This window comes from Daeguia caeni, assembly GCF_042653845.1.
Lineage (GTDB): Bacteria > Pseudomonadota > Alphaproteobacteria > Rhizobiales > Rhizobiaceae > Brucella > Brucella caeni.
In genome coordinates, this window is the sequence record NZ_JBHSEL010000036.1 from 33,588 (window position 1) to 60,071 (window position 26,484).

Sequence of the window (26,484 nt, forward strand, 5' to 3'; positions counted from 1 at the left end):
GGACCTCCAGATAGGTCCGGCGCGTTCGGAACGAGCCATTGCGGCTTGCTGCCAATGAAAGTCTTCTGAAGTCATCAGACCAGAGGACCAAGGGATAAGGATTATGAAAATGAAAAAGATTGCTCTTGTTGCTGCTGCCCTTGTCGTTACACTGAACGCTGGTGCTGCCTTTGCTGAAAACCCATATGTGGGAGAACCAGAATCACTAGCCGCTCAGGACAAGACTTTCGTTTCCATGAGCAGCCGCAAGGCCATCAAGGAAGAAAACTTTGCCAATGCAAAGAGCCAGCCGAATGTTGACCATGTTGCCCCGGCTGCAGCTCACCAGGCTGACAATGCCGATTACCGCAGCAATTTCGGTAACCACTAAGGCGCCATATCTTCCCGAAGCCGATCAAGCCTTGGGATAAAAAGCCATATCAGAATAAAAGCTTAGCGTATTGTACAAAATCCGGTTAAGGTAAGGATGCTTTAAGCATTCTCAATGTGAAGAAAAGGCGAAGCCGGTGTGCTTCGCCTTTTTGCTGTCCGAATGCGAACAATCAGTCGCGCAGAAGATCATTGATCGAGGTCTTGGAGCGGGTCTTTTCATCGACACGCTTGACGATGACGGCGCAGTAAAGGCTTGGGCCCCAGTTCTCGCCTGGCACATTCTGGCCCGGCATGGTGCCGGCAACGACGACCGAATAGGGCGGAACTTCGCCATAGAAGATTTCACCGGTGGCGCGGTCAACGATCTTGGTCGACTTGCCGATGAAAACACCCATGCCAAGTACGGAGCCTTCGCGGACGATGCAGCCTTCAACCACTTCCGAACGGGCACCGATGAAGCAATTGTCTTCAATGATGGTGGGGCCTGCCTGCATCGGCTCCAGAACGCCGCCAATGCCGACGCCGCCGGACAGATGCACATTCTTGCCGATCTGGGCGCAGGAGCCGACCGTTGCCCAGGTATCGACCATCGTGCCTTCACCGACATAGGCGCCGAGATTGATGAAAGACGGCATCAGAATGGCATTTGGCGCGATATAGGCCGAATGACGTACGACGCAGTTTGGCACGGCGCGGAAACCGGCGGCCTGAAATTCTTCCGCACCCCAACCGTCAAATTTTGAAGGCACCTTGTCCCACCACGATGACTGGCCGGGGCCGCCCTTGATGACTTCCATCGGGTTGAGGCGGAAAGACAGAAGAACCGCCTTTTTCAGCCATTGATTGACATGCCAGTTGCCGTCAGCCTTCTTTTCTGCGACACGGGCTTCACCGCGGTCGAGCAGTTGCAGCGCATATTCGACAGCGTCGCGTACTTCGCCGCGGGTTGCGGTTGAAATGCCGTCACGCTCATCGAAAGCCTTGTCGATTGTCTTTTCAAGGCTGGCGAGATCAAGCTTGGTCATGGGGTGTCGTCTCCGTGAGATGGCAATGTCGCCAGAGTGGCGGTGAGATTGTCTGCACTGTGCTTAAGCGAAGGCACTATATGGGTCAATCGGTTACGTTGATTTGCGTGATGCCCTATTTGGGACAGATTGAACGTATTGAACAATCGGTGTTATCTGCGCCCGGCGAGGACAGCATGCCGAACTTCTGGCGGGCATGATTGAGGAGTATGATTGAGCATGAATCCGATGGAGAAGTCCGGTTGGACGCCATTCCCCAATTCCGAGGATGCGGTCAAGCAGGCACGTATCGTGCCACAGACGCCGCAGACTGAAAATCCCGCCTATCGTCTTGCCTTCACGGATGATGATTTCATGACCCGGCGCGATCTGCGCGCGGTAAGACTGCAGCTTGAACTGCTCAAGCCGGAACTCATTCTGGCTGACCGCGGCATCAAGTCAACCGTGGTGATGTTTGGCGGTGCACGCATTCCAGAGCCGGGCGGTGAGGCATGGGCGGCCAAGAACGAACAGCAGAAGAAGAATCTGGAAGCCAATTCCCATTATTATGAGGAAGCACGCAAGTTTGCCCGGCTGTGTTCGGAATATTCGGCCACGACCTATTATCGTGAATTCATCGTGGTCACGGGGGGCGGCCCCGGTGTGATGGAAGCGGGCAACCGGGGAGCTGCAGATGTCGGCGCGCCGACGATCGGGCTCAATATCGTGCTGCCGCATGAACAGGCGCCGAACCCCTATGTCACGCCGGATCTCTGCTTCAACTTCCACTATTTTGCCATCCGCAAGATGCATTTCCTTATGCGCGCCAAGGCGATCTGTGTCTTTCCGGGCGGCTTTGGCACGATGGACGAGCTGTTCGAGGCCATGACCCTGATCCAGACCAACCGCATGGAGCGCGTGCCGCTGATCCTGTTTGGCGAGGCGTTCTGGCGCAAGGCGATCAATATCGAGTTTCTCGCCGAACAGGGCACGATCTCGCCGGATGATCTGGAAATCTTGAATTTCGTGGAAACGGCCGAGGAAGCCTGGGCCATCATCAAGGAGTTTTACAGGCTCTGACCTGAATGCCGGACATCCCGAAAGCAGTTTGTCATTTTCGGGATGTCATTGACTTAACGCATGCTGAAAAGCTCGCGGTGAAAATGCCGGTCGACATCAAAGCCATGCGCGGCAAAATCCTTGATCAGCACATCGCCAAATCCCACGGGGCCGCAAAACCAGATGCTGGCGCCCTTCCATTGCGGGACAGACTGACGGATTGTTTCGCCCGTCAGGGGGCCGCCTCTTGAATCAACCATGACGGTCAGATTGATGCCCGCCTTTTCCGCGATGGCGATCAGCTTGGTGAAGGCGTCTTCATCATAGGTGCTGGAGCTGTGGAAGAGATGGATGGCGCGCGGGTCGGGCCTTTTCGTTTCAGCCTGCTTGCGCACGATGTGCTGGATTTCACCGATAAAGGGCGTAATGCCGATGCCGCCGCTGATCCAGATCTGGGTTGGGCAAGCATCATCGAAGGTAAAACAGCCATAGGGGCCTTCAATACGCACATCCTGCCCGATTGTCAGCCGGTCCTGCAAGCCATTGGTATAGTCGCCCAGTTCCTTGGCGATGACGGTAATATGGCGGTCGGACGGATCCCAGTCGGATGCAATAGTGAAAGGATGTGGGCCTTCGGAGGGCGCGGTCATGATGAAGGCAAACTGCCCCGGCTTGTGTCCCGGCCATGATGCAGGCATTGCGATTTTCATTTCAAGCGATTTGACGCCGGGATAGACCTGTGTACTAACCAGCTTGCCGGTGACCTGACGCGATTTGCCAGCGCGGCGGAAAAGCAGGACCAGCGCGCAATAGCTGCCCGTGATCAGCATGAGCGCCATGACAAGTCCAAGCGGTGTCGCCCAGTCGGCATAATTGATGAGGATGACGGCGTGGAACACCAGCGCAAGATAGGAAAGCGCCAGAATGCGGTGAGTCTTGTAGAACAGGCGATAGGGAAAAGAGCGGATCAGCGCGAGACAGAGCAGGATGATGGCGGCATAGAATGACCATTCGCCGACGCTTTCAGCCAGCTTGCGATAGCTGCGCAAAAAGGTCTCGACCGTCATCTGCACCTGTTCTGCTCCGGGCGCACGCGGCGAGCGCTGGCGGGGTTCCATCAGGCCAAGCTGCACCGCCCATTTGGGTGCATTGGACAGAACCCAGTGCATCACTGCAAACGACAGGGCAGAAATGCCGAACCATTTGTGCAGGCGGTACATCTTGTCGAGGCCGCCCAGCCTGCGCTCCGGCCAGCGTGGGCGCACGGCCAGCATCATGGCAACACTCATGCTGCCGATTGCCAGTACGCCGGTCAGTTGCATCAAGACTGCGCGGTACTGGATGAAATTCTGCGCTCGGAACAGGCTCAGAGGTTCTGCCAGCCACCACAAAAGGGCAAGTATAACCAGCGTGCCCCAGAATGCATGTTTGATTGGCTTCATGATCGCCTTCGATTGCTAAAGAATGCTGGAGGTCTGGCGCAAGGGTAAGAAAATTGCCTTGATTTCCGTCAATATTACAAAAAATTAACCGGACAGGGCTGGAACAGGCCTGAGCTGTCTGTTTCAGCCCCGGACAGCAGAAATGCAACCAGTCTATCTGCTGTCCTGTTACGACAGGCAATCGCGTATGGGAAAGGCAGTCGGGAAGGCGGCGCGCGACCTTGTCGGGCGATTGCTCAACGCCGGTAAAACAAGAGCCTGTCAGGCTGCAGTCAGCTGCTTCAGAAAATGGGTCAGATCATCGGTCACATAATCCACCTGATCGGTGAATTCCGGGTCACTTTCCCAGATTTCAGAAAAGGTTGGCTCGAAATTGCCCGGCACGACCAGAATCGTTTTCATACCCAGTTTCTTCGGCACGACCAGATTGCGGGCGAGATCCTCGAACATGGCCGCTTCGCTTGCGACAATGCTGAACTTTTCCAGGAAAAGATCATAGGTGGTGCGTTGTGGCTTTGGCGTCAGGCCGGCGGCGACAATGTCAAAAATATCGTCGAAATTATCAAGAATGCCGAGCCGGGCGGCGGCACGTTCGGCATGGCCGCGATCGCCATTGGTGAAGATGAAACGGCGGCCGGGAAGCGCCTTGATGGCCTCGCCCAGAGCCGGGTTCGGCTTCAGCCAGCTATAATCAATATCGTGGACTTTCTGCAGAAAGTCATCCGGATCGATATTATGGCATTCCATCAGGCCTTTCAGCGTGGTGCCATAATCGAGATAGAACTGCTTCTGCACCCGCCGCGCCTCATCGCGCGGCAATTGCAACAGATCCTGCACATAGCGCGTCATGCGCACGTCGATCTGTGAAAACAGATCGGTTTCATGCGGATAAAGGGTGTTGTCGAGGTCGAACACCCAGTTCTTGACATGGGCAAAGGCAGAAGCGTCTGGTGTCTCGGTCATGTCATCATCACGGTACGATCAGTGTACCGGCACCATGCTCGGTGAACAGTTCCAGCAGGATGGAATGCGGGGTCTTGCCATTGAGGATGACAACACCTTCAACGCCGCGGCTGATGGCGTCAATGCAGGTTTCAACCTTCGGGATCATGCCGCCGGAAATGGTGCCATCGGCAATGAGTGCGCGCGCATCGGCAACCGACAGTTCCTTGATCAGGTTCTTGTCCTTGTCGAGAACGCCCGGAACATCGGTGAGGAACAGAAGGCGGGTTGCTGCCAGCGCACCGGCAATGGCGCCGGCAAAGGTGTCGGCATTGATATTATAGGTGTGGCCGTCTCGGCCCGGTGCGACCGGGGCGATGACCGGGATCATTTCAGAACGTGCCAGAAGATCAAGCAGGGTGCGGTCAACTTCTGCCGGTTCCCCGACGAAGCCCAGATCCAGCACTTTTTCAATATTGGAATCAGGGTCAACGACCGTCTTGTGCGCAGGACGGGCAAAGACCATGTTGCCATCCTTGCCGCAAAGGCCGATCGCCCATTCGCCTTCGGCATTGATGAGGGCGACGATTTCCTTGTTGATCGAACCAGCCAGAACCATTTCGACGATCTCGACCGTCTTTTCATCGGTCACGCGCAGGCCGCCTTCAAAGCGCGATTCGATGCCAAGCTTGGTGAGCATGTTCTGGATCTGTGGGCCACCGCCATGCACGACGATCGGATTGATGCCGGACTGTTTCAACAGCGCGATGTCGCGCGCAAAGGCCTTGCCCAGTTCCGGGTCGCCCATGGCATGGCCGCCATATTTCACCACGACGTGCTTGTTCTCATAGCGCTGCATATAGGGCAGGGCGGCAGAGAGAAGCTGGGCTTGCATTTCGGAATTTCCGAGGGGCGTGGTGGTAGAAATCGTCATGACAATATCCATGGCTCGCAACGCAGGAACACGCTTTTCTGGAGCAATCCATCTTTTCAAGAAAATGCTGAATTGCTCTAACGTGTTGTTTTTCCGCAGTTCAGGACGGAAAGCCGGTTCCCACTTTTCTTGGAACTGCTATAAGCAATTCGCGAGGTGGTGTAAAACGCTTTTCTTGCCGCAAGCTGCAATTTGCCGATTGGAAACCCATCTGTTTTGATGGAGAATTGCAAAGGGCAATTTGCGAGGGGCATTTTCATACTGAAGGCGGCTGTGGTGGTGTTGCTGGGGGCTCTTTCATGTATGCCTGCCCTGGCGGCGGTGCAGACCGAGACGATCATCCTGATCCGCCATGGCGAAAAACCTCAACACGGGCTGGGGCAGCTGAGTTGCAAGGGGCTTAACCGCGCGCTGAAACTGCCCGGTGTGATTGAACGGAACTTTGGCAAGCCGGATGCGATCTTTGCTCCCAATCCAGCCAGGCTCAAGAAAGATCAGGGCAAGCCCTATGCCTATGTCCGCCCGCTTGCCACGGTCGAGCCCACGGCCATCCATTATGCGCTGCCGGTCGATACACGCTTTGGCTATGATGAGATCGATGGGTTGAAGGACGCGCTCATGCAGCCGGACTATCACGACAGAACCGTGCTGGTGGCATGGGAGCACAAGCAGTTGGTCAGGCTCGTCCGGCAATTGCTCAAGGATAATAACGGTGATAAAAATGTGGCCCCAAAGTGGCCACATGATGATTTTGATGGCATTTTTGTGGTCAAAATCGAGCGAAATAATGGCCAAAAAATGGCAAGTTTCGAACGGCTGAGCCAGAATCTCAATGGGCTGTCAGAAGCCTGCCCGCAGTGATGGCAGGTTTGAAGCAATTCGGATTTTCACGGCAACGCTGATTGCCCCGACATGTTGTTTTCGCCCTTCCAGCCGGAAGCAGGTCTCCACTTTTCCTGGAACGGCACCTTTCCTTTTCGCAGGTCCGAACGGAAGACCGGTGCCCACTTTTCCCGGAACGGCTTTGGTCTCATCCTTCACGGACGACAAGCGCAATGGCGGCGCGCAATTCGTCAAGGCCGATGCCTTTTTCCGACGAGGTGGCAATGATGCCGGGAAAGCAGGCAGCGCGGCGCATGGTGAGCTTGTGGGTCTCTTCAATCAGCCTTGGCACACCGGCTGCCTTGATCTTGTCGATCTTGGTCAGCACGATCTGATAGGAAACGGCGGCCTTGTCGAGCAGGTCGAGCACTTCCGCATCATTCTTCTTGATGCCGTGGCGGGCGTCAATCAGCACATAGACGCGCTTCAGCGTGGTGCGGCCACGCAGATAGTCAAAGACAAGCCGCGTCCAGGCATCAACCTGTGATTTTGGCGCCTCGGCAAAGCCATAGCCCGGCATATCCACCAGAGCAAGCGGCGGCAGATCGCCATTTTCGCCGGAATGACCATCCGGCACGAAATAGTTGAGTTCCTGTGTGCGGCCCGGCGTATTGGAGGTGCGCGCCAGCCCCTTCTTGCCGACGAGGGCATTGATCAGCGATGACTTGCCGACATTGGAACGTCCGGCAAAGGCGATTTCGATCGGGCCTTCCGGTGGAAGGAATTTCATCGATGGCACGCCACGAATGAATATCCATGATTTCTTGAACAATGCGCGGCCTGCATCCACCAGCTCAGCCTGAGCTTCCCGCACAGCATCGGCTGCTTTCTGCGCCGCCTGCAGGGCTGCCTGTGTCTTGTCCGTCTGGGTCAATGGTTTCATCCCGGTTTGCTCAATCTTTTTCACGCCAAGGCATCAGGTTTCTTGGTCGCAAAGTCAACTGCTGCGCGCCAAACGGCACAAAAAACCCCGCCTGAGCGGGGTTTTCTTGGTTTTACTTCTCTATTTCCTTGGGTTTTCGTCTGAATATGCTCTTCAGATTGTCCCAAAGTTCGATCTTCACGCCCTGGCGCTTCATGATGACAGCCTGCTGAATGATCGAGAGCAGGTTGTTCCATGCCCAGTAGATCACCAGACCAGCCGGGAAGGAGGCCAGCATGAAGGTGAAGATGACGGGCATCCAGGTAAAGATCGCAGCCTGTGTCGGATCCGGCGGAGTCGGGTTCATGCGCATCTGCAGGAACATTGTGATGCCCATGATAACCGGCCATGCGCCAATCATGAGGAAGGCCGGGACGTGATATGGCAGCAATCCGAACAGGTTGAAGATCGAGGTCGGATCCGGGGCTGCCAGATCGTGAATCCAGCCGAAGAACGGCGCATGACGCATCTCGATGGTGACATAGAGCACCTTGTAAAGGGCGAAGAACACCGGAATCTGCACCAGCACCGGCCAGCATCCGGCCAGCGGGTTGATCTTTTCCTGCTTGTAGAGCTCCATCAGGGCCTGCTGCTGCTTCACCTTGTCATCCGCATATTTCTCGCGGATTTCAGCCATTTTCGGCTGGACAAGCTTCATGCGTGCCATCGACTTGTAGGACTTGTTGGCAAGCGGGAAGAACAGCGCCTTCAGGATAACCGTGACGACCAGGATCGCGACGCCGAAATTGCCGGAGAACTTGTAGATCCAGTCGATGAGGTAGAACATCGGCTTGGTGATGAAATAGAACCAGCCCCAGTCGATGAGCAGTTCAAACTGCTTGATGCCGTAGAAGGTCTCGTAATCGCTGATGAGCTGCACGACCTTGGCGCCGGCAAAGACGCGGTTTTCAACGTCCTTGGACTGGCCGTTGTCGATGGTCATCGGCGCGCTGATGAAATCAGCCTGATAACGCGGCGTATTGTCGGTGAAATGGGCAAAACGGCCGGTGAACTGTTCATTCTGTGGCGGAATGAGCGTTGTGGCCCAATATTTGTCGGTGATGCCGACCCAGCCGCCGATGACATCCTTGAAGGTGATGTCCTTGTCATCCTCGATCTTGGAATATTTGATTTCCTGCAGGCCATCCTGACCCATGACGCCAATCAGGCCCTCATGCAGGACATAAGTGGCGCTGGCATGTTCAGGCTGGTTGAAACGGGTGACACGGCCATAGGACGACAGGGAAATGGGCGCGCCGCTGTTGTTGATGATCGTGTCAACAACGCTGAACATATAGTCCGCATCAACCGAGATGAGGCGCTTGAAGGTGATGTTCCTGTCGTTGGTATAGGTCAGGGTGACCGGGGTGGAAGGCGTGAGCCTGTTGTTGCCTTCAACCGTCCAGACCGTCCTGGGGCCTGGCACGTCGCCGGTCGTGGCATTGCCGGCAAAGCCCAGCTCCACGAAATAGCCCTGCTTCAGCGAGGAAGGCGCAAGAAGCTCGATATTCGGCGATTTCGGATCGATGGTCTCGTGGTATTTCTTTAAGTAGAGATCATCAAGGCGCGCACCAACGAGATTGATCGAACCGCGCAGCGATGGCGTGTCGATTTCGACACGCGGCGTCTGGGCAGTTGCGGCCTCGCGCGTCAGGGAGCCGGCAATAGCGCCGCCCTCGGACTGACCCGGGATCGTGCCAGATGAGGCAGGCATTTGCGGCGTGTCGTTTGCGCCCGCAGTCTGTGCATTTGCCTGCTGCGTCTGACGCAGCTGTTCCTCAATGCGTGCCTGTTCCTGCTGGGCCTGGGTTTTCGGGCCCAGATAAAATACTTGCCACAGCGTCAGAATGAGGATGGACAGGGCAATGGCGAGGAAGAATTTACGGTTGTTTTCCATTGACGGGTCCTGATTGCGGTCTTTCCGTTCGGCGTTTTCGTTCGACCTGCCGCTCGCCCGTCGCCTTGATGCGCCGGGAAAGTTCTTCAGTCAGTTTTGAAAATGGAGCAGTGAGCACTTGCTCACGCGCCACGATCACATAATCGGTTGAAGGGGCCATGTCATCACCAAGGTGGCAACGAACAGCTTCCTTCAGGCGTCGCCGGATGCGATTGCGCACGACGGCCTTGCCGTTTTTCCGGGTGACAGTGAAACCCACGCGCGGCGCATCGCCAATTCTGGCCTTTGCCGATTCTTCTTCCGTCCGTTGCCGGACTTCCAGAAGAAACAGGGGACCACGCCGTTTTTCACCGTTCCTGACAGCCAAAAACTCCGCTCTCTTGCGAAGGCGGAGTATTTGTTTGCGCTGTCTCATGTCTTTTGGCACCGCGCTCACGCGCGGGTCTTATCAAGCGGAGAGCCGCTTGCGACCACGTGCACGGCGAGCAGCAAGAACCTTGCGGCCGCCAGTGGTGGCCATGCGTGCACGGAATCCGTGACGACGCTTACGGACGAGTTTGGATGGCTGATATGTACGCTTCATTTATTTAATACCGCGGCGTGCGGCCCTTCTTAATTCTGTTGTTGTAACAGGAGCGAGTTCTCTTGCATCAGTCAGGACAGCACAAACCATCCGCTGACCCATTAAAGTGAACGTGAGCGGCTTATAGGGTGAGGGGGAAAAAGAGTCAATCCGGCGGGAATATTTGGTTTATGAGTAAAATGTGCACCATGCCTGCCTGTTGCACGCCTGTCTGCATGAGTGCCCATGTTTTTGGCCACAGGACAAGCCGTAAAATACCAATCAAGCATTGCCAAAGCCGCTTATGCCTTTCATAAGGACATGCATCCATTTTGTGGCGGCGCATCCGCCAGAACATTCAAAGGAGTTCTTTTCATGAGCATCCGTCGCATTGAAGTCGGTCCGCGTATGAGCCAGGCTGTCATTCACGGCAATACGGTCTATCTGGCTGGTCAGGTTGGCGCTCCGGGCGCAAGTGTTACCGAACAGACCAAGGCTGTTCTGGCAGAAATCGACCGCCTTCTGAAAGAAGTCGGCTCTGACAAGTCGAAGATCCTTCAGGCGATCATCTGGCTGGCTGACATGAAGGATTTTGCCGAAATGAATGCGGTCTGGGATGCCTGGGTTGATCCAGCCAATACGCCAGCACGCGCAACCGGCGAAGCAAAGCTTGCAAGCCCGGATTACAAGGTGGAAATCATCATCACCGCTGCCATCTGATCGCAGCCGGTCTGAAACGCCAAACCCCGGCCCTTTGCCGGGGTTTTCCATTGCGCGCAGCGGCCTGCACTGCGGCATGGCGGATTATTCACGGATACGGCGGGAAAAACCCTCTCTGCCACCGGCCTGTGCCCGCGCATTGATGAAGGCTTTTTTCCTGACCTCATCAAGGGTTGCACCATTTTCCAGCCAGCCATGGTCATAAAGATAGCCCGGCAGATAGCCCGACAGCAGGATGCGGTAGTCAAACGGGAAGGTCTTGTCGAGCAGGCGCGCCATGTGGAAGATGATGGTCGTGCAGTTGGTGGTCAGCGTATTGTAGAATTCCGGCTTGTGCGCCAGCTGGTTGGCCATATTGACATAGGCTAGAAACAGCTCCTTTGCCGCCTGAGGCGGAAGCTTTACCCGGTAGCGATAGACATCTTCCTTGCGCATATTGGTGCGGAGAAAAATGACATCTTCTTCCTCCGCCGCAATCAGCGCCAGTTCATATTGCCGGAAAAAGCCGCTGACCGGAGAATAGACCTCATGATGCTCGCGCCGGATCTCGCCGGAAAAGACCACATGGCGGCCATCCGCAAAACCGAATGACAACAGCGTATGGGCGATTGCCGGGCCGGTCCAGTAGGACAGAAACACGTCCACCGAGGTGATCGTGTCAAGGTCATAGGTCTCATCTTTCCATTGAGGCGTGGCCTGACTGGCTGTTGTCCATTTGAAGTCGCGTACATTGTGCAGCGTGACCAGATTGCCATCAATCGTGCCGGTGACCGTATGGGCCAGTTCCGGTGCCCAGAGACGGTCAAGCGAGGGGCGTATGGTTGACCACCAGCCAAGCAGTGCAAGCGCCAGAAGCCCATACAGGCCGAGCCTTTTCCAGCAGCCTTTTCTGATCATGCCGATGATGGTGTAGATGGACAGCGCAAGCCAGCCGACAATGATGCTGAGCGTGGTCGCCTTGCCGAAGGGAAGCTGGTACCACATGGCCAGACTGCCCCAGATTGCAAAGCCGACAAGGAATATTGAGAAGAGCACCTTGAGAAGGATACGGATTGGACGTAGTCTGTCTGAATATAACATCTGAATTCCGTAATTCGGCCAGCCACATAGGCGCGGAAATGTGGCGATACTGGCACATCTTGTATGGCCGTGTCACCGGGAAACAGTTTTTCAGAGGATTAATGTTGCAGTTTCAGCGTTGTTTTACGTAAGCGCCGTGGAAATATACGCCAGAGTAGCAGTAAAGCGATGAACAGCGCATAGATGACTGGCTCTGCCGGCCAGCTTTTGACGGCAAGCAGAAAGTGAACGGCGCCGCCTGCAATCACCAGATAGACGAGCCTGTGCAGCCTGATCCAGCCCTTGCCAAGCCTGCGAATCGACCAGTTGTTTGAGGTAAGCGCCAGCGGCACAAGCAGGGCAAGGCCCGCCATGCCGATGGTAATGAAGGGGCGCCTGGCAATATCGGCCAGTAGAACCTGAAAATTCAATGCCTGATCAAGCACCAGATAGACGGTGAAATGCAGCAGGGCATAATAAAAGGCCAGAAGACCCAGTGCCCGACGATAGCGCAGCAGGTTGATACCGGCAATGTCACGCAGGGGCGTGATGCAAAGGGTGAGTATCAAAAAGCGGATGGCCCAGAGCCCAAGGCTCTGTTCGAAGCTTTTGACCGGGTCGGCCCCGAGACTGCCGGTTGCGCCGAGATAAAAGGTCGAGATCGCCGGAAGAAAGCCAGCGGCATAAAGCAGCCAGACCTTCCATTGCAGCGGCCTGCGCTTGCGCGTGAATGCGGGTTTTTGTTTAAGCAATTGATTCAATTAATAGTTCACTTTCAGATCCATGCCGCTGTAAAGCGAGGCGACTTCTTCTGCATAGCCATTGAATGGCAGGGTCGGGCGGCGGCTTGAGCCGAAGAAACCGCCTTCGCCAATGCGCCTTTCGCTGGCCTGGCTCCAGCGCGGATGGTCGACGGCAGGGTTCACATTGGCATAGAAGCCATATTCGTGCGGTGCCTGACGGTTCCACGAGGTCACCGGCTCTTCTTCGACCAGACTGATACGGGTGATCGACTTGATGCCCTTGAAGCCATATTTCCACGGCACGACAAGGCGGATCGGCGCGCCATTGGCATTGGGCAGCGTCTCGCCATAAAGCCCGACCGAAAGAATGGTCAGCGGGTGCATGGCTTCGTCAAGCCGGAGGCCCTCGACATAGGGCCAGTCGAGGAGCTGGAACAGGCCGGATTGGCCCGGCATTTCTTCCGGGCGCACCACGCCGGTAAAGGCGACATATTTTGCCGAGCCGAGCGGCTCGACCCGGGCGAGAAGGCTTGCCAGCGGAAAGCCGATCCAGGGGATCACCATCGACCAGGCCTCGACGCAGCGCATGCGATAGATGCGCTCTTCGAGCGGCATGGATTTCAGGAGATCCTCCATGCCGATTTCCTGCGGCTTGTTGACCAGACCGTCAATGGTGATCTTCCACGGCTCTGGCCTGAACTTGTCCGAACGCGTGGACGGGTCGGTCTTGTCGCCGCCAAACTCATAAAAATTATTATAGCTGGTGACGCTTTCCCTGGGCGTCAGCTTTTCATCGACCCGGTAGCTGGAGGATTTGGCTTGCAGGGGGGCGGCAAAAGAGGGGGCAGCAAGCGCACTTGCCGTAAGCGTTGCGGCACCAATCATGAATTCACGTCGGCGCAGATAAAATTCCTTTGGCGTTACGTCATTTTCAGTGAGGCGGGCGGGAGAGAAGCGACCGGGTTTGAATTTCGGCATTTTATTCCTCCTGTTGCGCTCGGGCGCCGTTGATTGGTAAACGCCAAAACAAGGATAAAAATTTAGCTATCAATAATATTCGCGATCATATTGTAACGAAAATATGACGCTCTGTAATTTTTCGTGTGATGTCACACTTTTCCATGATAAGTCTTGGCTAACGGGTGCATGCGCGCAAGGCGCATGATGGCCGGGCGGGCGTCTCAAACCTTCGTTAACATCTCGATGGCAATGTTATGGTTATGGTAAAGAAGATGTTTATAGCCGCGCTTGCTGCGGCAGCCTTGACCTGCATGACAGACGCAGGTTCTGCCGAAGGGCAATATGTTTCTGCGACAGGCCAGGGCAGGGCGCGCAATGCTATCGCCGCATCGATGAAAGATATGCCCGGAACGCCGCGTCTTGGCGCTGGTGTCACAATGCATGAGAAGAAAATGACGGATGAAACGGCGGCCTCGACGCCGGAACAGAATTTTTCGCGCTCCAAGCGCTTTATTCATCGCTTCTATACGCCTGAGAATGCGTCGAATGAGCTGATCGTGCTTCTGCATGGCTCGGGCGGCAATGAGGCAAGCCTTGTGCCGATGGCGCAGCGCATCTGGCCGCGGGCCACGCTGCTTGGCATTCGCGGCCGGGTGATGCAGGATGGCGGCACGCGCTGGTACAAGCGCATCACGCCGGTGAAGTTTGACCAGAAGGATATCCGTCTTGAGGCCAATGCCTTCGTGACCTTCCTGACGCGCCTTGCCGATGAAAAAGACCTTGATCTGTCGCGTGCAACCTTTGTCGGCTATTCCAATGGCGCCAATCTGCTGGCATCGGTGATGCTGCTGCATCCCGATCTGGTAAAGCGCGCGGTTCTGATGCGCTCCATGCCGGTGCTGGATGATGCGCCGATGGCCGATCTTGGCAAGGCAAGGGTGCTGACCATTGCCGGGGTTGACGACAAGCTCTACTCGCCTTTCGCGCCTGCCCTTTCTGCCCTGTTGCGCTCACGCGGGGCGCGGGTTGAAAGCCGCACCATTCCGGCTGATCACATGATCGGCGAACAGGATGTTGCCACCATCAGCCAATGGCTGGCTTCGCTTGGGTCTGAAGGCAATCCGGCTGTTTCGATGCAGGTGCAGGCGCCTGCCAGGAAGAACCCTGATCCAGCCCAGTAAATTGCATGTTACAGCGGCCCTGACAGGAAAAGCCCCCATTCCGGGGGCTTTTGTTGTTCTGGATCAGTTGGCCGTAATGTCGACAAGGCCGCAATCGCCAGCCTCGGAGCCGAAGGCAAGGCGATGGCCCTGTTCATCCCAGCCCATGCTGGTGATGGCGCCGCGGCCGGGACGGCGCAGCAGCAGTTCCTTCTGGTCGGCAAAACGCACCAGCAGAATCATGCCGTCATTATAGCCAATGGCAACGATTTCCTCGGTCGGATGACAGGCAACGGCGGTGACCATGCTGTCACCGCGAAGCCCCAGTTCAAGTGGCGCCTTGCCGATCGGGCCGTCCTTGCCGGTGAACGGCCAGAGGATGGCGGCCGGTGCGCCGGAAGTGGCAAGCCATCTTGCCTTGGCGCTCCATGACCAGTCTTTGACCTTGGCCGGATAGCCGGTCATGCGCATGTGGCGGCCATCTTCGATGCGCCAGCCATGCAGGGCATTTTCCTGCATGGTGGTGATGACAAAACGGCCGTCCGGCGAAATGGTGATGCCGATATGTGCGCCTTTCCATTCGAGCTCGACGGGTTTGGCGTCGGTGCCGGTCCAGATCAAGGTCGCGCCATTATAGCGCGCAATCGCCAGACGCTGGCCCTTGGGTGCAAAGGCGAGCCCCTCGACAGAGCGTTCCTGCACATGTTCGCGCAATTTTCCGTCCGCGCCGAGCGTCCAGGCGATCTTGCCCGATGCAAAGCCGACAGCCCCGTTCGGACCGCTGGCAATAGCGGTGATCCATTTGCGCGGGATTTTCGCCAGTTCCGTCACCGTGCCGTCGGCCGCCATCCGGCAGACGCGGCCATCCTCGCCGCCGGTAACCAGCGTCTTGCCGTCAAAGGACAGCGTGGCCGACAGCAGGCCGTCATGCACGGTTTCAGTCTGATGGCCGCCATCCAGCCGATGGATGGTGCCATCGGCCAGCGCAAAACAGGCAACATCACCGACAAAGCGGGCAAGAAGGCAATGACCCTCAAGGTCAAGCGGTGCAACAGTTGGCATATCTATCCGGTCTGATCAGGGTTGACAGTTTTCAAAGCCGGCCTTCAGGGCTGCGGCATCAAGATTGCGGCCGATGAAGACCAGACGGCTTTCACGCTTTTCTTCCGGCTTCCATGGGCGCTGGTGGTCGCCTTCGATGATCATGTGTACACCCTGAACGACATAGCGATCCGGGTCATCCTTGAAGGCGATGATGCCCTTGAGACGCAGAATGTCCGGGCCCTGCGTCTGGGTGATGTGCTGGATCCACGGGAAGAACCTGGCCGGATCGACTTCGCCAAGACGCAGCGAAACCGACTGCACCGTCACGTCATGGATCGGCGAGGCATGGCCGTGATGGTGATGGTCGCAGTCCGAACCGCATTCATGGTCATGATCATGGTGATGATGATCATGATGATGATGGTCATGATCGTGATGGTCGCAATCGGGGCCACAGACATGATCCGGGTGATCATGATCGAGGAAATGCGGATCATTTTCCAGTGCGCGCTTCAGGTCAAAGGCGCCGCGATCAAGAATGCGGTCGAGCGGAATGGAAGCGCGCTCGGTGCGGTGGATGATGGCATTCGGATTGATGGCGCGTACCGTTGCCTCGATGGCGGCCAGTTCTTCCGGCGTGACCAGATCGGTCTTGTTGATCAGCACCACATCGGCAAAGGCAATCTGGTCTTCCGCTTCGCGGCTGTCCTTCAGGCGCAGCGGCAGATGCTTGGCGTCAACCAGGGCAATGACCGCATCAAGGCTGGTCTTGGCGCGCACATCATCATCCATGAAGAAGGTTTGTGCCACAGGCACCGGATCGGCAAGGCCGGTGGTTTCCACGACAATGGCGTCGAAACGGCCCGGACGGCGCATCAGGCCTTCCACGACGCGGATCAGGTCGCCGCGCACCGTGCAGCAGATGCAGCCATTGTTCATTTCATAGATTTCTTCGTCCGATTCGACGATCAGGTCATTATCAATGCCGATTTCACCGAACTCGTTGACGATAACGGCATAACGCTTGCCGTGATTTTCGGTCAGGATACGGTTGAGAAGGGTCGTTTTCCCCGAGCCCAGATATCCGGTCAGAACGGTTACTGGAATGCGGCCATCAGTGGTGGTCACCGCTGTCTCAGCTTGGCTCATGGTATTTGCCTCTTGGAGTTATGGTCCCATCGGTCTGCGCAAGGGCGCAAGGCGGAACCGCAGATCGGTGACCTGATATAAGGGATCACCGGCCGGATTTCCATATGCAATGCTATACTATTACGTTACCGTGAAGCGGTTGAGATCAAAACGCTGCACATCGCGCAACAGCGCGATGAGGCCGGCAACAGAATGGGCGATGAGCTTTTCGCCCGCTTCTCTGCTGGCGCGCGCGGCATTGCCGGCAACACCGATCGGGTTCAGGTCGCGCATTTTCCAGCCAAAGGCATGCGGGCCATAGGCGCGCAGATGGGTGAATTGTTCGGCAAATTCGGCCTGTGCATTGGTGAAGTGACCGGCCCTGTTCATGTCAACGAGATCGGGTGCGAGTGCGAGCATGACCGAGGTCTCGATAAAGCCGCCATGAATGTCGAGAGATTTTTCCCCAGGCGCAATCAGCCCATCCGGCACGCCAAAGCGTGTCCAGCTTGTGGCAACAGCCAGCATGTTGCAGCGCACGCGCAGTTCCGTCGTGACAATGGTCATGAGCGGCGAATTGCCGCCATGGGCATTGAGCAGCACCAGCCTGCGGATGCCTTCATCGGACAGTGTCTTGCCAATGGCGATCCATTTTTCCACCGCCTCATCATAGGCAAGGCTTTTGGTGCCGGGAACGTCCAGATGTTCAATGGAATAGCCGACAGGCTCGGCCGGCAGGATGCGCACGGGAAGATCTGCCGGCAGGGCGGCCTTGAGGCGCGCGGCAATGCCATTGGCAATGATCGTATCGGTCTCGAAAGGCAGGTGTGGTCCATGCTGTTCATGCGCGCCAAGCGGCAGGACGGCAATCACGTCGCTTTGTGCATTGCGCTGGTCGATCATGTCTCACCCGATGCTCCTGATACTATAGACGATGGTTCTGCTCTGTTGCCTTGGCGGCGAACCTAGCGCATCCTGGCTCGGGCAGATAGCATTTTTGGGGGAGATTGTCGGCGAAATATTTCCTCGCACATCTATCCGCGCACATGGCATTCATAAGCCAGACAAGAAAACGGGATATGCAATGCAGCATGTGTGAGCACGGTAAGGAGTAAAGCCACATGAGCAAGGATAGTAAAGCGCAGGTACTCTACAGGCTGCAATCTGTGGCACGGCTTTCACGCACCGTATTGGCAACCCGGCTGCTGGATAAGGGGCTCTATGCCGGGCAGGATGCGGTTCTGTTGCAGCTTCATGCCGAAGATGGTCTGACGCCGGGTATGCTTGCGCAGCGTCTGGGCGTGCGTCCGCCGACCATTACCAAGACGATCACAAGGCTGCAGGCGCAGGGCTTTGTGGTCAAGCGCGCCTCGGAAACCGATCAGCGCCAGGCTAATATCTATCTCACCGAATCCGGCCATGAGGCGATCAGGGGAATCGAAAAATCCATCCGCAAGACCGAAAAGGACATGCTGAAAGGATTGGACAAGAAGGAACGCAAGGCTTTCTTCAAGATGCTTGGCCGAATCGAAAGCAATCTGCTTGCCCGTGACGGGGCGCGCCTGATCGAGACGGCAGAGGATGAAGCGGAGCCTGTCGCAGGCGCTGAGGCCACCCCAATGGATGAGGAAGAGGTGGCGTGAGAAAACATGTTCCTGTGTTATTTGAAAAAACTTTCAATTCATTGATTGCAATGGCATAACCATTGCATCAGTGAAACGGTGCGCCCTGGGCCGAAACGGCTTTCCGGACGGATCGGTTGTGGAAGATCATGCATGATTTTCCGGCCGTTTGCCTGCAGAAAGGGTGTTTCGTTTGGGCGTGGACCATATGGGGGAGGTAACTTGGCCCAGAAGATCAAACTCTCGACCATTGCGGATGCGCTTGGGGTTTCGACAGCCACCGTATCCTTGGCGCTGCGTGACAGTCCCCTCGTTGCCGACCAGACGCGCGAGAAGATCAAGGAACATGCCCGCGCCATTGGCTATATCTACAATCGCCGTGCGGCGAGCCTGAGAACATCGCGTTCGGGCATTGTCGGTGTCGTGGTGCATGACATCATGAACCCGTTCTTTGCGGAGATTCTCAAATCCATCGAGACCGAGCTTGACCGCTCGCGGCAGACATTCCTCCTGTCCAACCATTATGACCAGCTCGACAAGCAGCGCAATTTCATGGACACGCTGTTGCAGCTTGGCGCTGACGGCGTGATCATGTCGCCGGCCATCGGCACGCCGGCAGAAGACATCAAGATGGCGCAGGATAACGGCCTGCCGGTGGTGCTGATTGCGCGCAGCGTGCAGGGCGCGCAGGTGCCGGTCTTTCGCGGCGATGACGCTTATGGCGTCAGCCTTGCCACCAACCATCTGATTTCGCTTGGCCATACCCGCATTGCCATGATCGGCGGCACGGACCAGACCTCGACCGGGCGCGACCGTTATCGCGGCTATGTGCAGGCGATGGAAAAGGCGGGGCTTGAGGTGAAGCCGGAGCTGCGCATTCCGGGCCCGCGCACGAAACAGGCCGGTTTCGAGGTCGCCCCACAATTCCTAGCGCTGAAGGACAAGCCGACGGCGGCGGTGTGCTGGAACGATCTGACGGCGATCGGCCTCATGAACGGGATTGCGCGTGCGGGACTTGTGCCGGGCGAGGACATTTCCGTCACTGGCTATGATGATCTGGAAGAGGCAGCCATTGCCACGCCGGCGCTCACCACGGTGTGGAATGGCCAGCGCGAGGTGGGGCGCAGGGCCGCACGCGCCCTGCTTGATCAGCTCAATGGCGTTGAAGTCTCGACCACGCAGGAACTGATCAAGCCGGAGCTGCATATCCGTCAGTCGACCTCGAAGCCGAAAAATCCCTGATTATCAATGTGTTTTACGCTTCCGATGCCGGAGGCGGGAGTTTTGCCATGACCAGACGCGATACGACCATCCTGCTGCTTGGCAGTTTCAATGATTATATCGTCGGGCGGCTTGAGCAGGAATTCAGGCTTCGGCGTATTGCAAGCGGTGATGTGGCGCTGCTTGATCCGGCATGGCTGCATGATGTGAAGGGCATTGCCAGCATGGGCAGGGTCGATGCTGCCTTCATTGATGCGCTGCCCAATCTGGAAATCATCGGCAATTTCGGTGTCGGCTATGATGCGGTCGATGCGTGCCATGCCGGCGCGAGGGGCATCATGGTCACCAATACGCCGGATGTTTTGACCGAGGAAGTGGCTGATACGGCCATCGGTCTGCTCATTGATACGGTGCGGGAATTGTCGCGCGCGCAGGCCTTCCTGCGGGCGGGGGAATGGGAAAAGGCGCGCTATCCGCTGTCTAAACTGTCGTTGCGCGGGCGCAAGGTCGGCATTTTTGGCCTTGGCCGCATTGGCAAGGCGATTGCACGCCGCGTCGAGGCCTTTGGCCTGCCGGTTGCCTATTGCAACCGCCGCAAGGCGGATGATGTTGCTTATGATTATTATCCGACGCTGACGGCGCTTGCCCAGGCGGTGGATACGCTCATTCTGGTGGCGCCGGGCGGGGCGGAGACCAGCAAGGTGGTCAATGCCGAGGTGCTGCAGGCGCTGGGTGAAAACGGCGTTCTCATCAATATTGCTCGCGGTTCGTTGGTGGATGAAGAGGCGCTGGTGGAGGCGCTGCACAAGGGCACGATTGCCGCGGCCGGGCTTGATGTGTTTGACAATGAGCCGCATGTGCGCAAGGCGCTGCTTGAAGCGCCGAACACCGTGCTTCTGCCACATATCGGCTCGGCATCCGAAAAGACGCGTCAGGCCATGGCCGATCTTGTGGTTGACAATCTCATTGCATGGTTCGACAGGGGCGTGGCGATCACGCCCGTGCCGGAAACCGGGCATGTGAAGAAATGATCAGGCTGTGCGGGCAGCCTTGTGCGCGCGCACGGCCTCACCGAAGGCCTCGAAAATCCTGCGCGAGGGCGCATCAGACCTGGCCCAATATTCCGGGTGCCACTGCACGCCGACGACAAAGGCCTTGCTGTCCCTGAGCGAGACGGCTTCGATCGTGCCATCATCGGCAACGGCTGCCACTTCAAGGCGGGGGGCGAGTCTGTCGATGGCCTGACGGTGGACCGAATTGACCCGTATGCTGTCATCGTTCAGAATTCCGGCCAGGCAGGAATTGGGCGCAATCCTGACCGGATGCTGGATGGCGAAACGCTCGTCCGGTGTCGGGGCATCAGGCGCGCGGTGATCCATGCGTCCTTCCAGTTCCTGGATTTCGGTGGCAAGCGTGCCGCCCAGCGCCACGTTCAGCTCCTGAATGCCGCGGCAGATGGCAAGCAATGGCACGCCGCGCGCAATGGCTGCTCGGATGAGCGGCAGCGATGTGGCATCGCGCGCTTCGTCATAGGGTTCATAGGCCGGGCCGGGTTCGGCACCGTAAAGAGCCGGATGCACATTCGATTTGGCGCCGGTAATCAGAACACCGTCAACCCCATCCAGCACCGCATCAATATCGATCCGGTCACCGAAGCTGGGCACAAGAAGGGGGGTCACTTCCGCCACATCAATGGCTGCGGTGAGATATTGGCCGGGTGCTGTATGCCAGGTGTAATTTTCAAACTGTTTCACATCTGTCGGGACAGCGATGAGTGGGCGCGGTGCTTTTGACATGGCGAGATCTGTTCCAGAATCATTTCCCGATTGCCGGAGGCAATCATCTGGCCCTTTGTACTGTGCCGTCCTGCCAGAAACAATGATGAGGTGAATGCGCAAGATAGCTTGCGGTCTGGGCGCAAGGAGACGAATGGCGGGATAAGGCACGGAAAATCTGCTTATTTGCTTGATAGTTGCGGGGTTTTTGCCGTACTTCTGTTGCAGTCTGCAAGCGTGGTTTTCTGTTGAGGGGCAGTTGCTGCATATTGAGGAATGCATGGGTGAGAAACAGCTCTTCACCGTCAAGGACAAGGTGATTGCCGTAACCGGTGGCTCGTCAGGGCTCGGGCTGCGTATGGTGAAGGTGCTTGCGGAACATGGCGCCCGTGTTGCTTCCATTGCGCGTTCCCACGACCATGTGGATGCCAGCTATCAAGACAGGGATGTCCTGCAGATCACGGGCGATGTCACCTCATCGCAGGATATCAGTGCTGCCTTTGACCAGATAGAACAGACATTGGGGCCATTGTCGGTTGTGTTCAACAATGCCGGCGTGGCGCACAAGGCGCGCGTGCTCGATACGACGCCGGAAATGTTTGACCATATGTTCGCGGTCAATGTCGCCGGCGCCTTTTTCGTGGCCAGGGAAGCCGCGCGCCGGATGATCGCGCAGGGGCGCGGCGGGGCAATCATAAATACAACCAGCATTCTGGGCGAAAGGCCACAAAAGGGCGCGGCCGTCTATTCCATGACAAAGGCCTGTGTCACGCAGATGACGCGCGCCCTGGCGCTGGAATTTGCCGCGCACGATATTCGGGTCAATGCGCTTTCACCCGGCTGGTTCCCGACCGGCATCAATGAGGCGGAACTCGCCGGTCCGGCAGGCAGCTTTCTCAAGGGGTGCAACCCCATGCGCCGTCTTGGTGATCTGAGTGATATTGACGGCGCCGTGCTGCTGCTTGCTTCGGATGCCAGCCGCTATATGACCGGTTCGATAATAACCATCGATGGCGGCCATCAGCTTTGAGATGGCACCAAGAATTCAACATGTCTGTATGGAATGGTTGGCTTTAATGCTATAGAATTTATTTGATTTTGTTTGAAGTATATTGTTTTTGTTTACTATTTTTGATTATTTTTTTGCTTGTTTTGATGGGTTATGTAAAATTCATGATATTTTAAATAAACTGTTATTCAATCCTTTGTTTATCATGATTTTTTCAATGATATTAAGCAAATGAAGTTCTGCTGTTCTTTTGGCATTTATTTTGATGTCTGGTTGCGTTTACTTTCCCCCTAGTATTGCAGGAAATTTTTTATATCATATCTGCGGGGATAGCTGGTGTGCATGCGCCAGTCAAAAATGGAAAACCGGAAGATGCAAGAACGCCATGCGCCGGAATTGCCTGCAGTGGTACGGCTCGCTTTCCTGAGTGTGCTGTATGGAAGGCGTTCGACTTTATGGTTAGGGGCGTTCTCCCAGCTGGTCGTATGCGGTCTGCTGTTTTTCTGGACATGGGATGCGGCCTATATCGGCTTTGCCGCACTGCTTGGCGTGCTGCTGTTTGTTCGCCTTTTCGACATGTATCTGTTCGACAGGGTGCGGGACAAGGAGGCACTCGACAACCGTGCGCTCGCCATGTGGGAAAGACGCTATGTCGCGGGCACGGCCTCGGTCTTTACCGCATTGGGATTCTTGAGTTTTTACTCGATCTATGTCGTCAATGACCCGTTTGCGGAACTGGTCTCCCTGTCATTGGTCTTTGCGCTGTTTGCCACGGTTGTCGGGCGCAATTATTCGTCCAGACCGGCAGTCGTTCTGGCTTCCCTTGGCGCGCTTCTGCCGCCCATGGTGGCATTCGCGCTGGAAGGGGCGATGTTCCATGTTGTCTTTGCCCTTTTGTTCATCGCTTATTTTCTTACCAATATCCAGATGACCAAGGGGCTGCGGGATACGCTTTTTGACGCGACCATGGGCAAGCACAGTCTGGCCCTGGTGGCAAAACGCTTTGACTGCGCGCTGAACAACATGCCGCAAGGCTTGCTGATGTTTGACGCCGATCAGCGCATTGCGGTCTCAAACAACAAGGCCAGGACAATTTTCCGGTTACCTGATAATGTTCGCCTGCATGGGCGTTCAGTTGACGTTTTATTAAGATATAGTGTTCGCCATAAGGTTTTTTCTGCAGATGAACTTGGTGACATCAACAAGCGTTTCTTCAATCTGCTTGCTGGTCGACAGGCGGTTGATGTCTTCAGGCTGGCGGATGGCCGTCATGTGGAATGTATCGGCAATCCCGTTGCCAAATCCGGTGCGGTGCTGATCATAGAAGATGTCACGCAGCGGCTGCAGGTCGAGGCGCGCATTCACCATATGGCGCGTTATGATGCGCTGACCGAACTGCCAAACCGCAATCATTTTGCAACGCTGGTTCATGCCCATCTCTACCGGCATGACCCGGATCATTATGCGGCGCTGATTGTCATCGACATTGATCATTTCAAGCATATCAATGACATGCTTGGCCATCAGATGGGCGATATCGCCCTGCGGCAGATTGCCGACAGGCTGAACGCGCTTGATCCGAAGCGTTATATTGCCTCCCGTTTCGGCAGTGATGAATTTGTCGTTTTCGTCAGCAGTCTGACCGAGGAACAGCATGTTTCCACCGTCACGCAGGAACTGATCGGTTATCTGTGCGGTGAATATGATCTGGACGGCAACAAGGTGCCGATCCAGGTGACGGCTGGCGTTGTGACGGAAAAGGCGTGCAAGTTCGATGTCGCCAACATGCATATCAAGGCTGATCTGGCGCTTTATGAGGCCCGACGCGGTGAAAAACAGCGCTGGGCCGTCTTTGCCGAAACGATGGACATCAAATATCGCAATCGCCAGCAGCTCAAGGCCGATCTGCGGCAGGCCATAGTCGATCGCAACATTCATGTTGTCTATCAGCCCATCATTGACCTGCATTCCCTGCGCATTGTCTCATGTGAGGCGCTGGCGCGCTGGAACCATCCGACGCTTGGGCCTGTTCCGCCCACGGAATTCATTCCGCTGGCGGAAGAAATGGGCATGATCTCGGAGATCACGCGTCTTGTGCTGCATCAGGCCTGCAAGGATTGCCATAGCTGGGGCGACAGGATCTGCGTATCGGTCAACCTGTCAGCGATTGATCTGCGCAACAACCAGATCATGCAGGATATTGCGGCCGCGCTTGATTCTGTTGGTCTGCCGCCGCGTTGTCTGGAAGTGGAAGTGACCGAGACGGCAATCATTGCCGATCGTGACAAGGCTTCAGCGCTGCTGGCGCGGCTCAAGAACAGCGGTATCACGGTTTCGCTGGATGATTTCGGCTGTGGCTATTCGAGCTTCAGCTATCTCAACACCCTGCCGCTGAACAAGGTCAAGATTGACCGTACCTTCGTGCGGGATGTGATGACCGACAAGCGCTCGCTGATGCTGTTGCGCGGCATTACCCAGCTTTCGCACGATCTGGGGCTGGCGGTGACGGTTGAAGGGGTTGAGACGGAAGAGCAGCTGGCATTGATCCGTGTTGCTGCCGGGGCGGATCTGGTGCAGGGCTTTTTGCTGGGCAAGCCGACCTCGTCGGATGAAATCCGTCGCATGATTGCCCAGAAATCGACCGGTAGGGCCTCGGTGCAGCCGGTCCTGGCCTGATCCGCAAGGGCTGGCGTGACACATTGCGTGACATGGAGCTGGCGCGACAATTGTATCATCGGATGGATATGGCATCATGGGCGGTTTCCGGTTACCAATAGGTCACGCCACAATGGACATGACCGGATAGCAGGCAGGGTCATGCTTGGGGTGAAGTTCAGGCAGGTTCATCCGCGCGGACGGTCATTATGTGACAGCCGTCAGGATGGCTGCCTGTGCGAGGGTGGAGAAGGGCGACCGACATTGCCGGTGATCTGCAATGACGGGGGCTCCGGATGGTGAAATGGTGGTTCGCACCTTGTGCGAAAGCTGTTTGTTGGAGGAGCAATGGCAGAGCATCATACGTCTGCGCCGGTCGAAGTGGGCGCGTCGATGGATTACAACGAACATGAAAAGACCTATGCCGGTTTTACGGCCCTGGTGAAATGGGGAACCATAGCGACGGGCGCCTTGATGATCGCGCTGGCCTTCGGCTTTTTTGTCGGCGGGTTCTTTTCCGCGCTGATTGTTTTCATTCTCGTCTGTGCGGCTGCCTGGTTCCTTCTCTAATGCAGTTCCAGGAAAAGCTCTAATGCAGTTCCAGGAAAAGTGGATACCGGTTTTCCGCCCGGGAACTGCGTGAAGCAAAAGAGCAGTTCCAGGAAAAGTGGACACCGGTTTTCCGCCCGGATTGCGAAAAGTGAAAGCTAAAGCAATTCAGCACTTTCGTGAAAGCTGAATTGCGGCGACTGGCAGGCTTTCGGACGGGCAGGGTTTTCAAGCAATCGTTTCACAGCCACGTCTCCAGGATCATCCGGTTCTGGGGGCGTGTGTCTGCGCCCTTATGCGGCCTGCGATCCGCAGGGCAGCGGCATGACCCATATCATTCCATGCGCTGTTTCATATATGGCAATATTTCATGTGTTTTATAATAAAAACAATTATTTTTTCGTCATGTTCTCGATATGATTATAGATAATTATAAGACAAAGGCTTGTCTTCAATAGAAGAGCATTTTGTCTTGTCTGTATTGTACTGTGTTTCATGGTCATGCATGCCATGCCGAGATTTTGAGCATTATTCCGGCAAGGAAAATGTTCGTGCAAAGACGGAAAATATCTATTGTACTGTGCCGGTCAATGCCAGAAGCTTTGCCGCACTCGGGCAGGTCATGTCGATGGTTGCGGTCAATTCTCCATCGGTCCAAGCCATCAATCTCACCATCAACAGCCATGAAGGCCATGCCCATGCGGGTCTGTTTGGCTATACATTGATCAGGAGCTCACCCGTTCCCATCCACACACCGTTATAATGGCGGCTCGGTCGCTTCGGCGCGCAGCTATATGTTCTGTGGCGGTACGCGGGGCAAACT

General features: G+C 56.1%; 27 protein-coding genes. 12 read left to right on the forward strand and 15 right to left on the reverse strand.

Annotation, left to right across the window (positions count from 1 at the left end; all coding sequences use genetic code 11):
* Positions 1-109 precede the first annotated feature (109 nt).
* Positions 110-370: a hypothetical protein gene (locus ACFO1V_RS03870; RefSeq protein ID WP_374831883.1), complete on the forward strand. Its 261-nt coding sequence runs from the start codon at positions 110-112 to the stop codon at positions 368-370.
* Between the two features lie 172 nt (positions 371-542).
* Here the strand turns inward: ACFO1V_RS03870 and dapD are convergent, their stop codons facing one another.
* On the reverse strand, positions 543-1,397 hold the full coding sequence (gene dapD / locus ACFO1V_RS03875; RefSeq protein WP_374831881.1) for a 2,3,4,5-tetrahydropyridine-2,6-dicarboxylate N-succinyltransferase: 855 nt from the start codon (positions 1,395-1,397) through the stop codon (positions 543-545).
* 219 nt (positions 1,398-1,616) lie between these two features.
* Here dapD and ACFO1V_RS03880 point away from each other — a divergent pair, with 219 nt between their 5' ends.
* Complete coding sequence (locus ACFO1V_RS03880; protein WP_374831942.1) at positions 1,617-2,456, forward strand: LOG family protein; 840 nt, start codon at positions 1,617-1,619, stop codon at positions 2,454-2,456.
* A gap of 53 nt (positions 2,457-2,509) precedes the next feature.
* On the opposite strand, the gene ACFO1V_RS03885 is transcribed toward ACFO1V_RS03880, so the two are convergent.
* The 3 genes from ACFO1V_RS03885 to argB form a co-directional block, all read right to left on the reverse strand.
* Entirely contained in the window at positions 2,510-3,877 is a 1,368-nt protein-coding gene (locus ACFO1V_RS03885) for a ferredoxin reductase family protein (protein WP_374831879.1), read from the reverse strand.
* 261 nt (positions 3,878-4,138) lie between these two features.
* Positions 4,139-4,840 (reverse strand): pyrimidine 5'-nucleotidase, encoded by a 702-nt coding sequence (locus ACFO1V_RS03890; protein WP_374831877.1) that lies wholly within the window; start codon positions 4,838-4,840, stop codon positions 4,139-4,141.
* Between the two features lie 7 nt (positions 4,841-4,847).
* On the reverse strand, positions 4,848-5,753 hold the full coding sequence (gene argB / locus ACFO1V_RS03895; RefSeq protein WP_374831875.1) for an acetylglutamate kinase: 906 nt from the start codon (positions 5,751-5,753) through the stop codon (positions 4,848-4,850).
* Between the two features lie 303 nt (positions 5,754-6,056).
* Between argB and ACFO1V_RS03900 the strand changes: the two genes are divergently transcribed.
* Complete coding sequence (locus ACFO1V_RS03900) at positions 6,057-6,614, forward strand: hypothetical protein (RefSeq protein WP_374831873.1); 558 nt, start codon at positions 6,057-6,059, stop codon at positions 6,612-6,614.
* A gap of 169 nt (positions 6,615-6,783) precedes the next feature.
* On the opposite strand, the gene yihA is transcribed toward ACFO1V_RS03900, so the two are convergent.
* From yihA to rpmH, 4 genes are all read right to left on the reverse strand, one after another.
* Positions 6,784-7,518 (reverse strand): ribosome biogenesis GTP-binding protein YihA/YsxC, encoded by a 735-nt coding sequence (gene yihA / locus ACFO1V_RS03905; protein ID WP_374831871.1) that lies wholly within the window; start codon positions 7,516-7,518, stop codon positions 6,784-6,786.
* A 112-nt stretch (positions 7,519-7,630) separates the two neighbouring features.
* Positions 7,631-9,454: a membrane protein insertase YidC gene (gene yidC / locus ACFO1V_RS03910; RefSeq protein WP_374831870.1), complete on the reverse strand. Its 1,824-nt coding sequence runs from the start codon at positions 9,452-9,454 to the stop codon at positions 7,631-7,633.
* On the reverse strand, positions 9,438-9,869 hold the full coding sequence (gene rnpA / locus ACFO1V_RS03915) for a ribonuclease P protein component (RefSeq protein ID WP_374831940.1): 432 nt from the start codon (positions 9,867-9,869) through the stop codon (positions 9,438-9,440). Before rnpA ends, yidC begins: the two co-directional genes overlap by 17 nt.
* A 33-nt stretch (positions 9,870-9,902) precedes the next feature.
* Complete coding sequence (gene rpmH, locus ACFO1V_RS03920) at positions 9,903-10,037, reverse strand: 50S ribosomal protein L34 (protein WP_374831868.1); 135 nt, start codon at positions 10,035-10,037, stop codon at positions 9,903-9,905.
* 354 nt (positions 10,038-10,391) lie between these two features.
* Here rpmH and ACFO1V_RS03925 point away from each other — a divergent pair, with 354 nt between their 5' ends.
* Positions 10,392-10,736 carry a RidA family protein gene (locus tag ACFO1V_RS03925; protein ID WP_374831866.1) on the forward strand — a complete coding sequence of 115 codons (345 nt, stop codon included), beginning with the start codon at positions 10,392-10,394 and terminating at the stop codon, positions 10,734-10,736.
* 84 nt (positions 10,737-10,820) lie between these two features.
* On the opposite strand, the gene ACFO1V_RS03930 is transcribed toward ACFO1V_RS03925, so the two are convergent.
* The 3 genes from ACFO1V_RS03930 to msrP form a co-directional block, all read right to left on the reverse strand.
* Positions 10,821-11,816, reverse strand: a complete 996-nt coding sequence (locus tag ACFO1V_RS03930) for an Lnb N-terminal periplasmic domain-containing protein (protein WP_374831864.1) — start codon at positions 11,814-11,816, stop codon at positions 10,821-10,823.
* Between the two features lie 98 nt (positions 11,817-11,914).
* Complete coding sequence (gene msrQ / locus ACFO1V_RS03935) at positions 11,915-12,547, reverse strand: protein-methionine-sulfoxide reductase heme-binding subunit MsrQ (protein ID WP_374831938.1); 633 nt, start codon at positions 12,545-12,547, stop codon at positions 11,915-11,917.
* A gap of 9 nt (positions 12,548-12,556) precedes the next feature.
* Positions 12,557-13,516, reverse strand: a complete 960-nt coding sequence (gene msrP / locus ACFO1V_RS03940) for a protein-methionine-sulfoxide reductase catalytic subunit MsrP (protein ID WP_374831862.1) — start codon at positions 13,514-13,516, stop codon at positions 12,557-12,559.
* Positions 13,517-13,758: 242 nt separating this feature from the next.
* Here msrP and ACFO1V_RS03945 point away from each other — a divergent pair, with 242 nt between their 5' ends.
* The gene (locus ACFO1V_RS03945) at positions 13,759-14,679 is read left to right on the forward strand and encodes an alpha/beta hydrolase (protein ID WP_374831860.1); all 921 of its coding nucleotides are present in this window, start codon (positions 13,759-13,761) and stop codon (positions 14,677-14,679) included.
* A gap of 63 nt (positions 14,680-14,742) precedes the next feature.
* On the opposite strand, the gene ACFO1V_RS03950 is transcribed toward ACFO1V_RS03945, so the two are convergent.
* From ACFO1V_RS03950 to ACFO1V_RS03960, 3 genes are all read right to left on the reverse strand, one after another.
* Positions 14,743-15,720: a WD40 repeat domain-containing protein gene (locus ACFO1V_RS03950; RefSeq protein ID WP_374831858.1), complete on the reverse strand. Its 978-nt coding sequence runs from the start codon at positions 15,718-15,720 to the stop codon at positions 14,743-14,745.
* 15 nt (positions 15,721-15,735) lie between these two features.
* Positions 15,736-16,851, reverse strand: a complete 1,116-nt coding sequence (locus ACFO1V_RS03955) for a CobW family GTP-binding protein (protein ID WP_374831856.1) — start codon at positions 16,849-16,851, stop codon at positions 15,736-15,738.
* 120 nt (positions 16,852-16,971) lie between these two features.
* The gene (locus ACFO1V_RS03960) at positions 16,972-17,733 is read right to left on the reverse strand and encodes a creatininase family protein (RefSeq protein ID WP_374831854.1); all 762 of its coding nucleotides are present in this window, start codon (positions 17,731-17,733) and stop codon (positions 16,972-16,974) included.
* Between the two features lie 218 nt (positions 17,734-17,951).
* Here ACFO1V_RS03960 and ACFO1V_RS03965 point away from each other — a divergent pair, with 218 nt between their 5' ends.
* The 3 genes from ACFO1V_RS03965 to ACFO1V_RS03975 all read left to right on the forward strand — a co-directional run bounded on the left by ACFO1V_RS03965 (position 17,952) and on the right by ACFO1V_RS03975 (position 20,704).
* Positions 17,952-18,473: a MarR family winged helix-turn-helix transcriptional regulator gene (locus ACFO1V_RS03965; RefSeq protein WP_374831852.1), complete on the forward strand. Its 522-nt coding sequence runs from the start codon at positions 17,952-17,954 to the stop codon at positions 18,471-18,473.
* A 201-nt stretch (positions 18,474-18,674) separates the two neighbouring features.
* Positions 18,675-19,694, forward strand: a complete 1,020-nt coding sequence (locus tag ACFO1V_RS03970) for a LacI family DNA-binding transcriptional regulator (protein WP_374831850.1) — start codon at positions 18,675-18,677, stop codon at positions 19,692-19,694.
* A 47-nt stretch (positions 19,695-19,741) separates the two neighbouring features.
* Positions 19,742-20,704 (forward strand): 2-hydroxyacid dehydrogenase, encoded by a 963-nt coding sequence (locus tag ACFO1V_RS03975; protein ID WP_374831848.1) that lies wholly within the window; start codon positions 19,742-19,744, stop codon positions 20,702-20,704.
* Here the strand turns inward: ACFO1V_RS03975 and ACFO1V_RS03980 are convergent, their stop codons facing one another.
* Positions 20,705-21,469, reverse strand: coding sequence for a gamma-glutamyl-gamma-aminobutyrate hydrolase family protein (locus ACFO1V_RS03980; protein WP_374831846.1), 765 nt, complete (start codon positions 21,467-21,469; stop codon positions 20,705-20,707).
* Positions 21,470-21,728: 259 nt separating this feature from the next.
* Here ACFO1V_RS03980 and ACFO1V_RS03985 point away from each other — a divergent pair, with 259 nt between their 5' ends.
* The 4 genes from ACFO1V_RS03985 to ACFO1V_RS04000 all read left to right on the forward strand — a co-directional run bounded on the left by ACFO1V_RS03985 (position 21,729) and on the right by ACFO1V_RS04000 (position 26,424).
* Positions 21,729-22,478, forward strand: coding sequence for an SDR family NAD(P)-dependent oxidoreductase (locus ACFO1V_RS03985; RefSeq protein ID WP_374831844.1), 750 nt, complete (start codon positions 21,729-21,731; stop codon positions 22,476-22,478).
* 351 nt (positions 22,479-22,829) lie between these two features.
* On the forward strand, positions 22,830-25,133 hold the full coding sequence (locus ACFO1V_RS03990; protein WP_374831842.1) for a putative bifunctional diguanylate cyclase/phosphodiesterase: 2,304 nt from the start codon (positions 22,830-22,832) through the stop codon (positions 25,131-25,133).
* 327 nt (positions 25,134-25,460) lie between these two features.
* A complete protein-coding gene (locus tag ACFO1V_RS03995) occupies positions 25,461-25,682 on the forward strand; it encodes an aa3-type cytochrome c oxidase subunit IV (RefSeq protein WP_374831840.1) in 222 nt (73 codons plus the stop codon).
* Between the two features lie 484 nt (positions 25,683-26,166).
* Positions 26,167-26,424, forward strand: a complete 258-nt coding sequence (locus ACFO1V_RS04000; protein ID WP_374831838.1) for a hypothetical protein — start codon at positions 26,167-26,169, stop codon at positions 26,422-26,424.
* Positions 26,425-26,484 lie beyond the last annotated feature (60 nt).

Excerpts from the sequence above, each read along its gene's own strand:
- ACFO1V_RS03870 (WP_374831883.1), top strand. The coding sequence starts at position 110 with ATGAAAAAGATTGCTCTTGTTGCTGCTGCCCTTGTCGTTACACTGAAC.
- dapD (WP_374831881.1), bottom strand. The coding sequence starts at position 1,397 with ATGACCAAGCTTGATCTCGCCAGCCTTGAAAAGACAATCGACAAGGCT.
- ACFO1V_RS03880 (WP_374831942.1), top strand. The coding sequence starts at position 1,617 with ATGAATCCGATGGAGAAGTCCGGTTGGACGCCATTCCCCAATTCCGAG.
- ACFO1V_RS03885 (WP_374831879.1), bottom strand. The coding sequence starts at position 3,877 with ATGAAGCCAATCAAACATGCATTCTGGGGCACGCTGGTTATACTTGCC.
- ACFO1V_RS03890 (WP_374831877.1), bottom strand. The coding sequence starts at position 4,840 with ATGACCGAGACACCAGACGCTTCTGCCTTTGCCCATGTCAAGAACTGG.
- argB (WP_374831875.1), bottom strand. The coding sequence starts at position 5,753 with ATGACGATTTCTACCACCACGCCCCTCGGAAATTCCGAAATGCAAGCC.
- ACFO1V_RS03900 (WP_374831873.1), top strand. The coding sequence starts at position 6,057 with ATGCCTGCCCTGGCGGCGGTGCAGACCGAGACGATCATCCTGATCCGC.
- yihA (WP_374831871.1), bottom strand. The coding sequence starts at position 7,518 with ATGAAACCATTGACCCAGACGGACAAGACACAGGCAGCCCTGCAGGCG.
- yidC (WP_374831870.1), bottom strand. The coding sequence starts at position 9,454 with ATGGAAAACAACCGTAAATTCTTCCTCGCCATTGCCCTGTCCATCCTC.
- rnpA (WP_374831940.1), bottom strand. The coding sequence starts at position 9,869 with ATGAGACAGCGCAAACAAATACTCCGCCTTCGCAAGAGAGCGGAGTTT.
- rpmH (WP_374831868.1), bottom strand. The coding sequence starts at position 10,037 with ATGAAGCGTACATATCAGCCATCCAAACTCGTCCGTAAGCGTCGTCAC.
- ACFO1V_RS03925 (WP_374831866.1), top strand. The coding sequence starts at position 10,392 with ATGAGCATCCGTCGCATTGAAGTCGGTCCGCGTATGAGCCAGGCTGTC.
- ACFO1V_RS03930 (WP_374831864.1), bottom strand. The coding sequence starts at position 11,816 with ATGTTATATTCAGACAGACTACGTCCAATCCGTATCCTTCTCAAGGTG.
- msrP (WP_374831862.1), bottom strand. The coding sequence starts at position 13,516 with ATGCCGAAATTCAAACCCGGTCGCTTCTCTCCCGCCCGCCTCACTGAA.
- ACFO1V_RS03945 (WP_374831860.1), top strand. The coding sequence starts at position 13,759 with ATGGTAAAGAAGATGTTTATAGCCGCGCTTGCTGCGGCAGCCTTGACC.
- ACFO1V_RS03950 (WP_374831858.1), bottom strand. The coding sequence starts at position 15,720 with ATGCCAACTGTTGCACCGCTTGACCTTGAGGGTCATTGCCTTCTTGCC.
- ACFO1V_RS03955 (WP_374831856.1), bottom strand. The coding sequence starts at position 16,851 with ATGAGCCAAGCTGAGACAGCGGTGACCACCACTGATGGCCGCATTCCA.
- ACFO1V_RS03960 (WP_374831854.1), bottom strand. The coding sequence starts at position 17,733 with ATGATCGACCAGCGCAATGCACAAAGCGACGTGATTGCCGTCCTGCCG.
- ACFO1V_RS03965 (WP_374831852.1), top strand. The coding sequence starts at position 17,952 with ATGAGCAAGGATAGTAAAGCGCAGGTACTCTACAGGCTGCAATCTGTG.
- ACFO1V_RS03975 (WP_374831848.1), top strand. The coding sequence starts at position 19,742 with ATGACCAGACGCGATACGACCATCCTGCTGCTTGGCAGTTTCAATGAT.
- ACFO1V_RS03980 (WP_374831846.1), bottom strand. The coding sequence starts at position 21,469 with ATGTCAAAAGCACCGCGCCCACTCATCGCTGTCCCGACAGATGTGAAA.
- ACFO1V_RS03985 (WP_374831844.1), top strand. The coding sequence starts at position 21,729 with ATGGGTGAGAAACAGCTCTTCACCGTCAAGGACAAGGTGATTGCCGTA.
- ACFO1V_RS03990 (WP_374831842.1), top strand. The coding sequence starts at position 22,830 with ATGCAAGAACGCCATGCGCCGGAATTGCCTGCAGTGGTACGGCTCGCT.
- ACFO1V_RS03995 (WP_374831840.1), top strand. The coding sequence starts at position 25,461 with ATGGCAGAGCATCATACGTCTGCGCCGGTCGAAGTGGGCGCGTCGATG.
- ACFO1V_RS04000 (WP_374831838.1), top strand. The coding sequence starts at position 26,167 with ATGCCATGCCGAGATTTTGAGCATTATTCCGGCAAGGAAAATGTTCGT.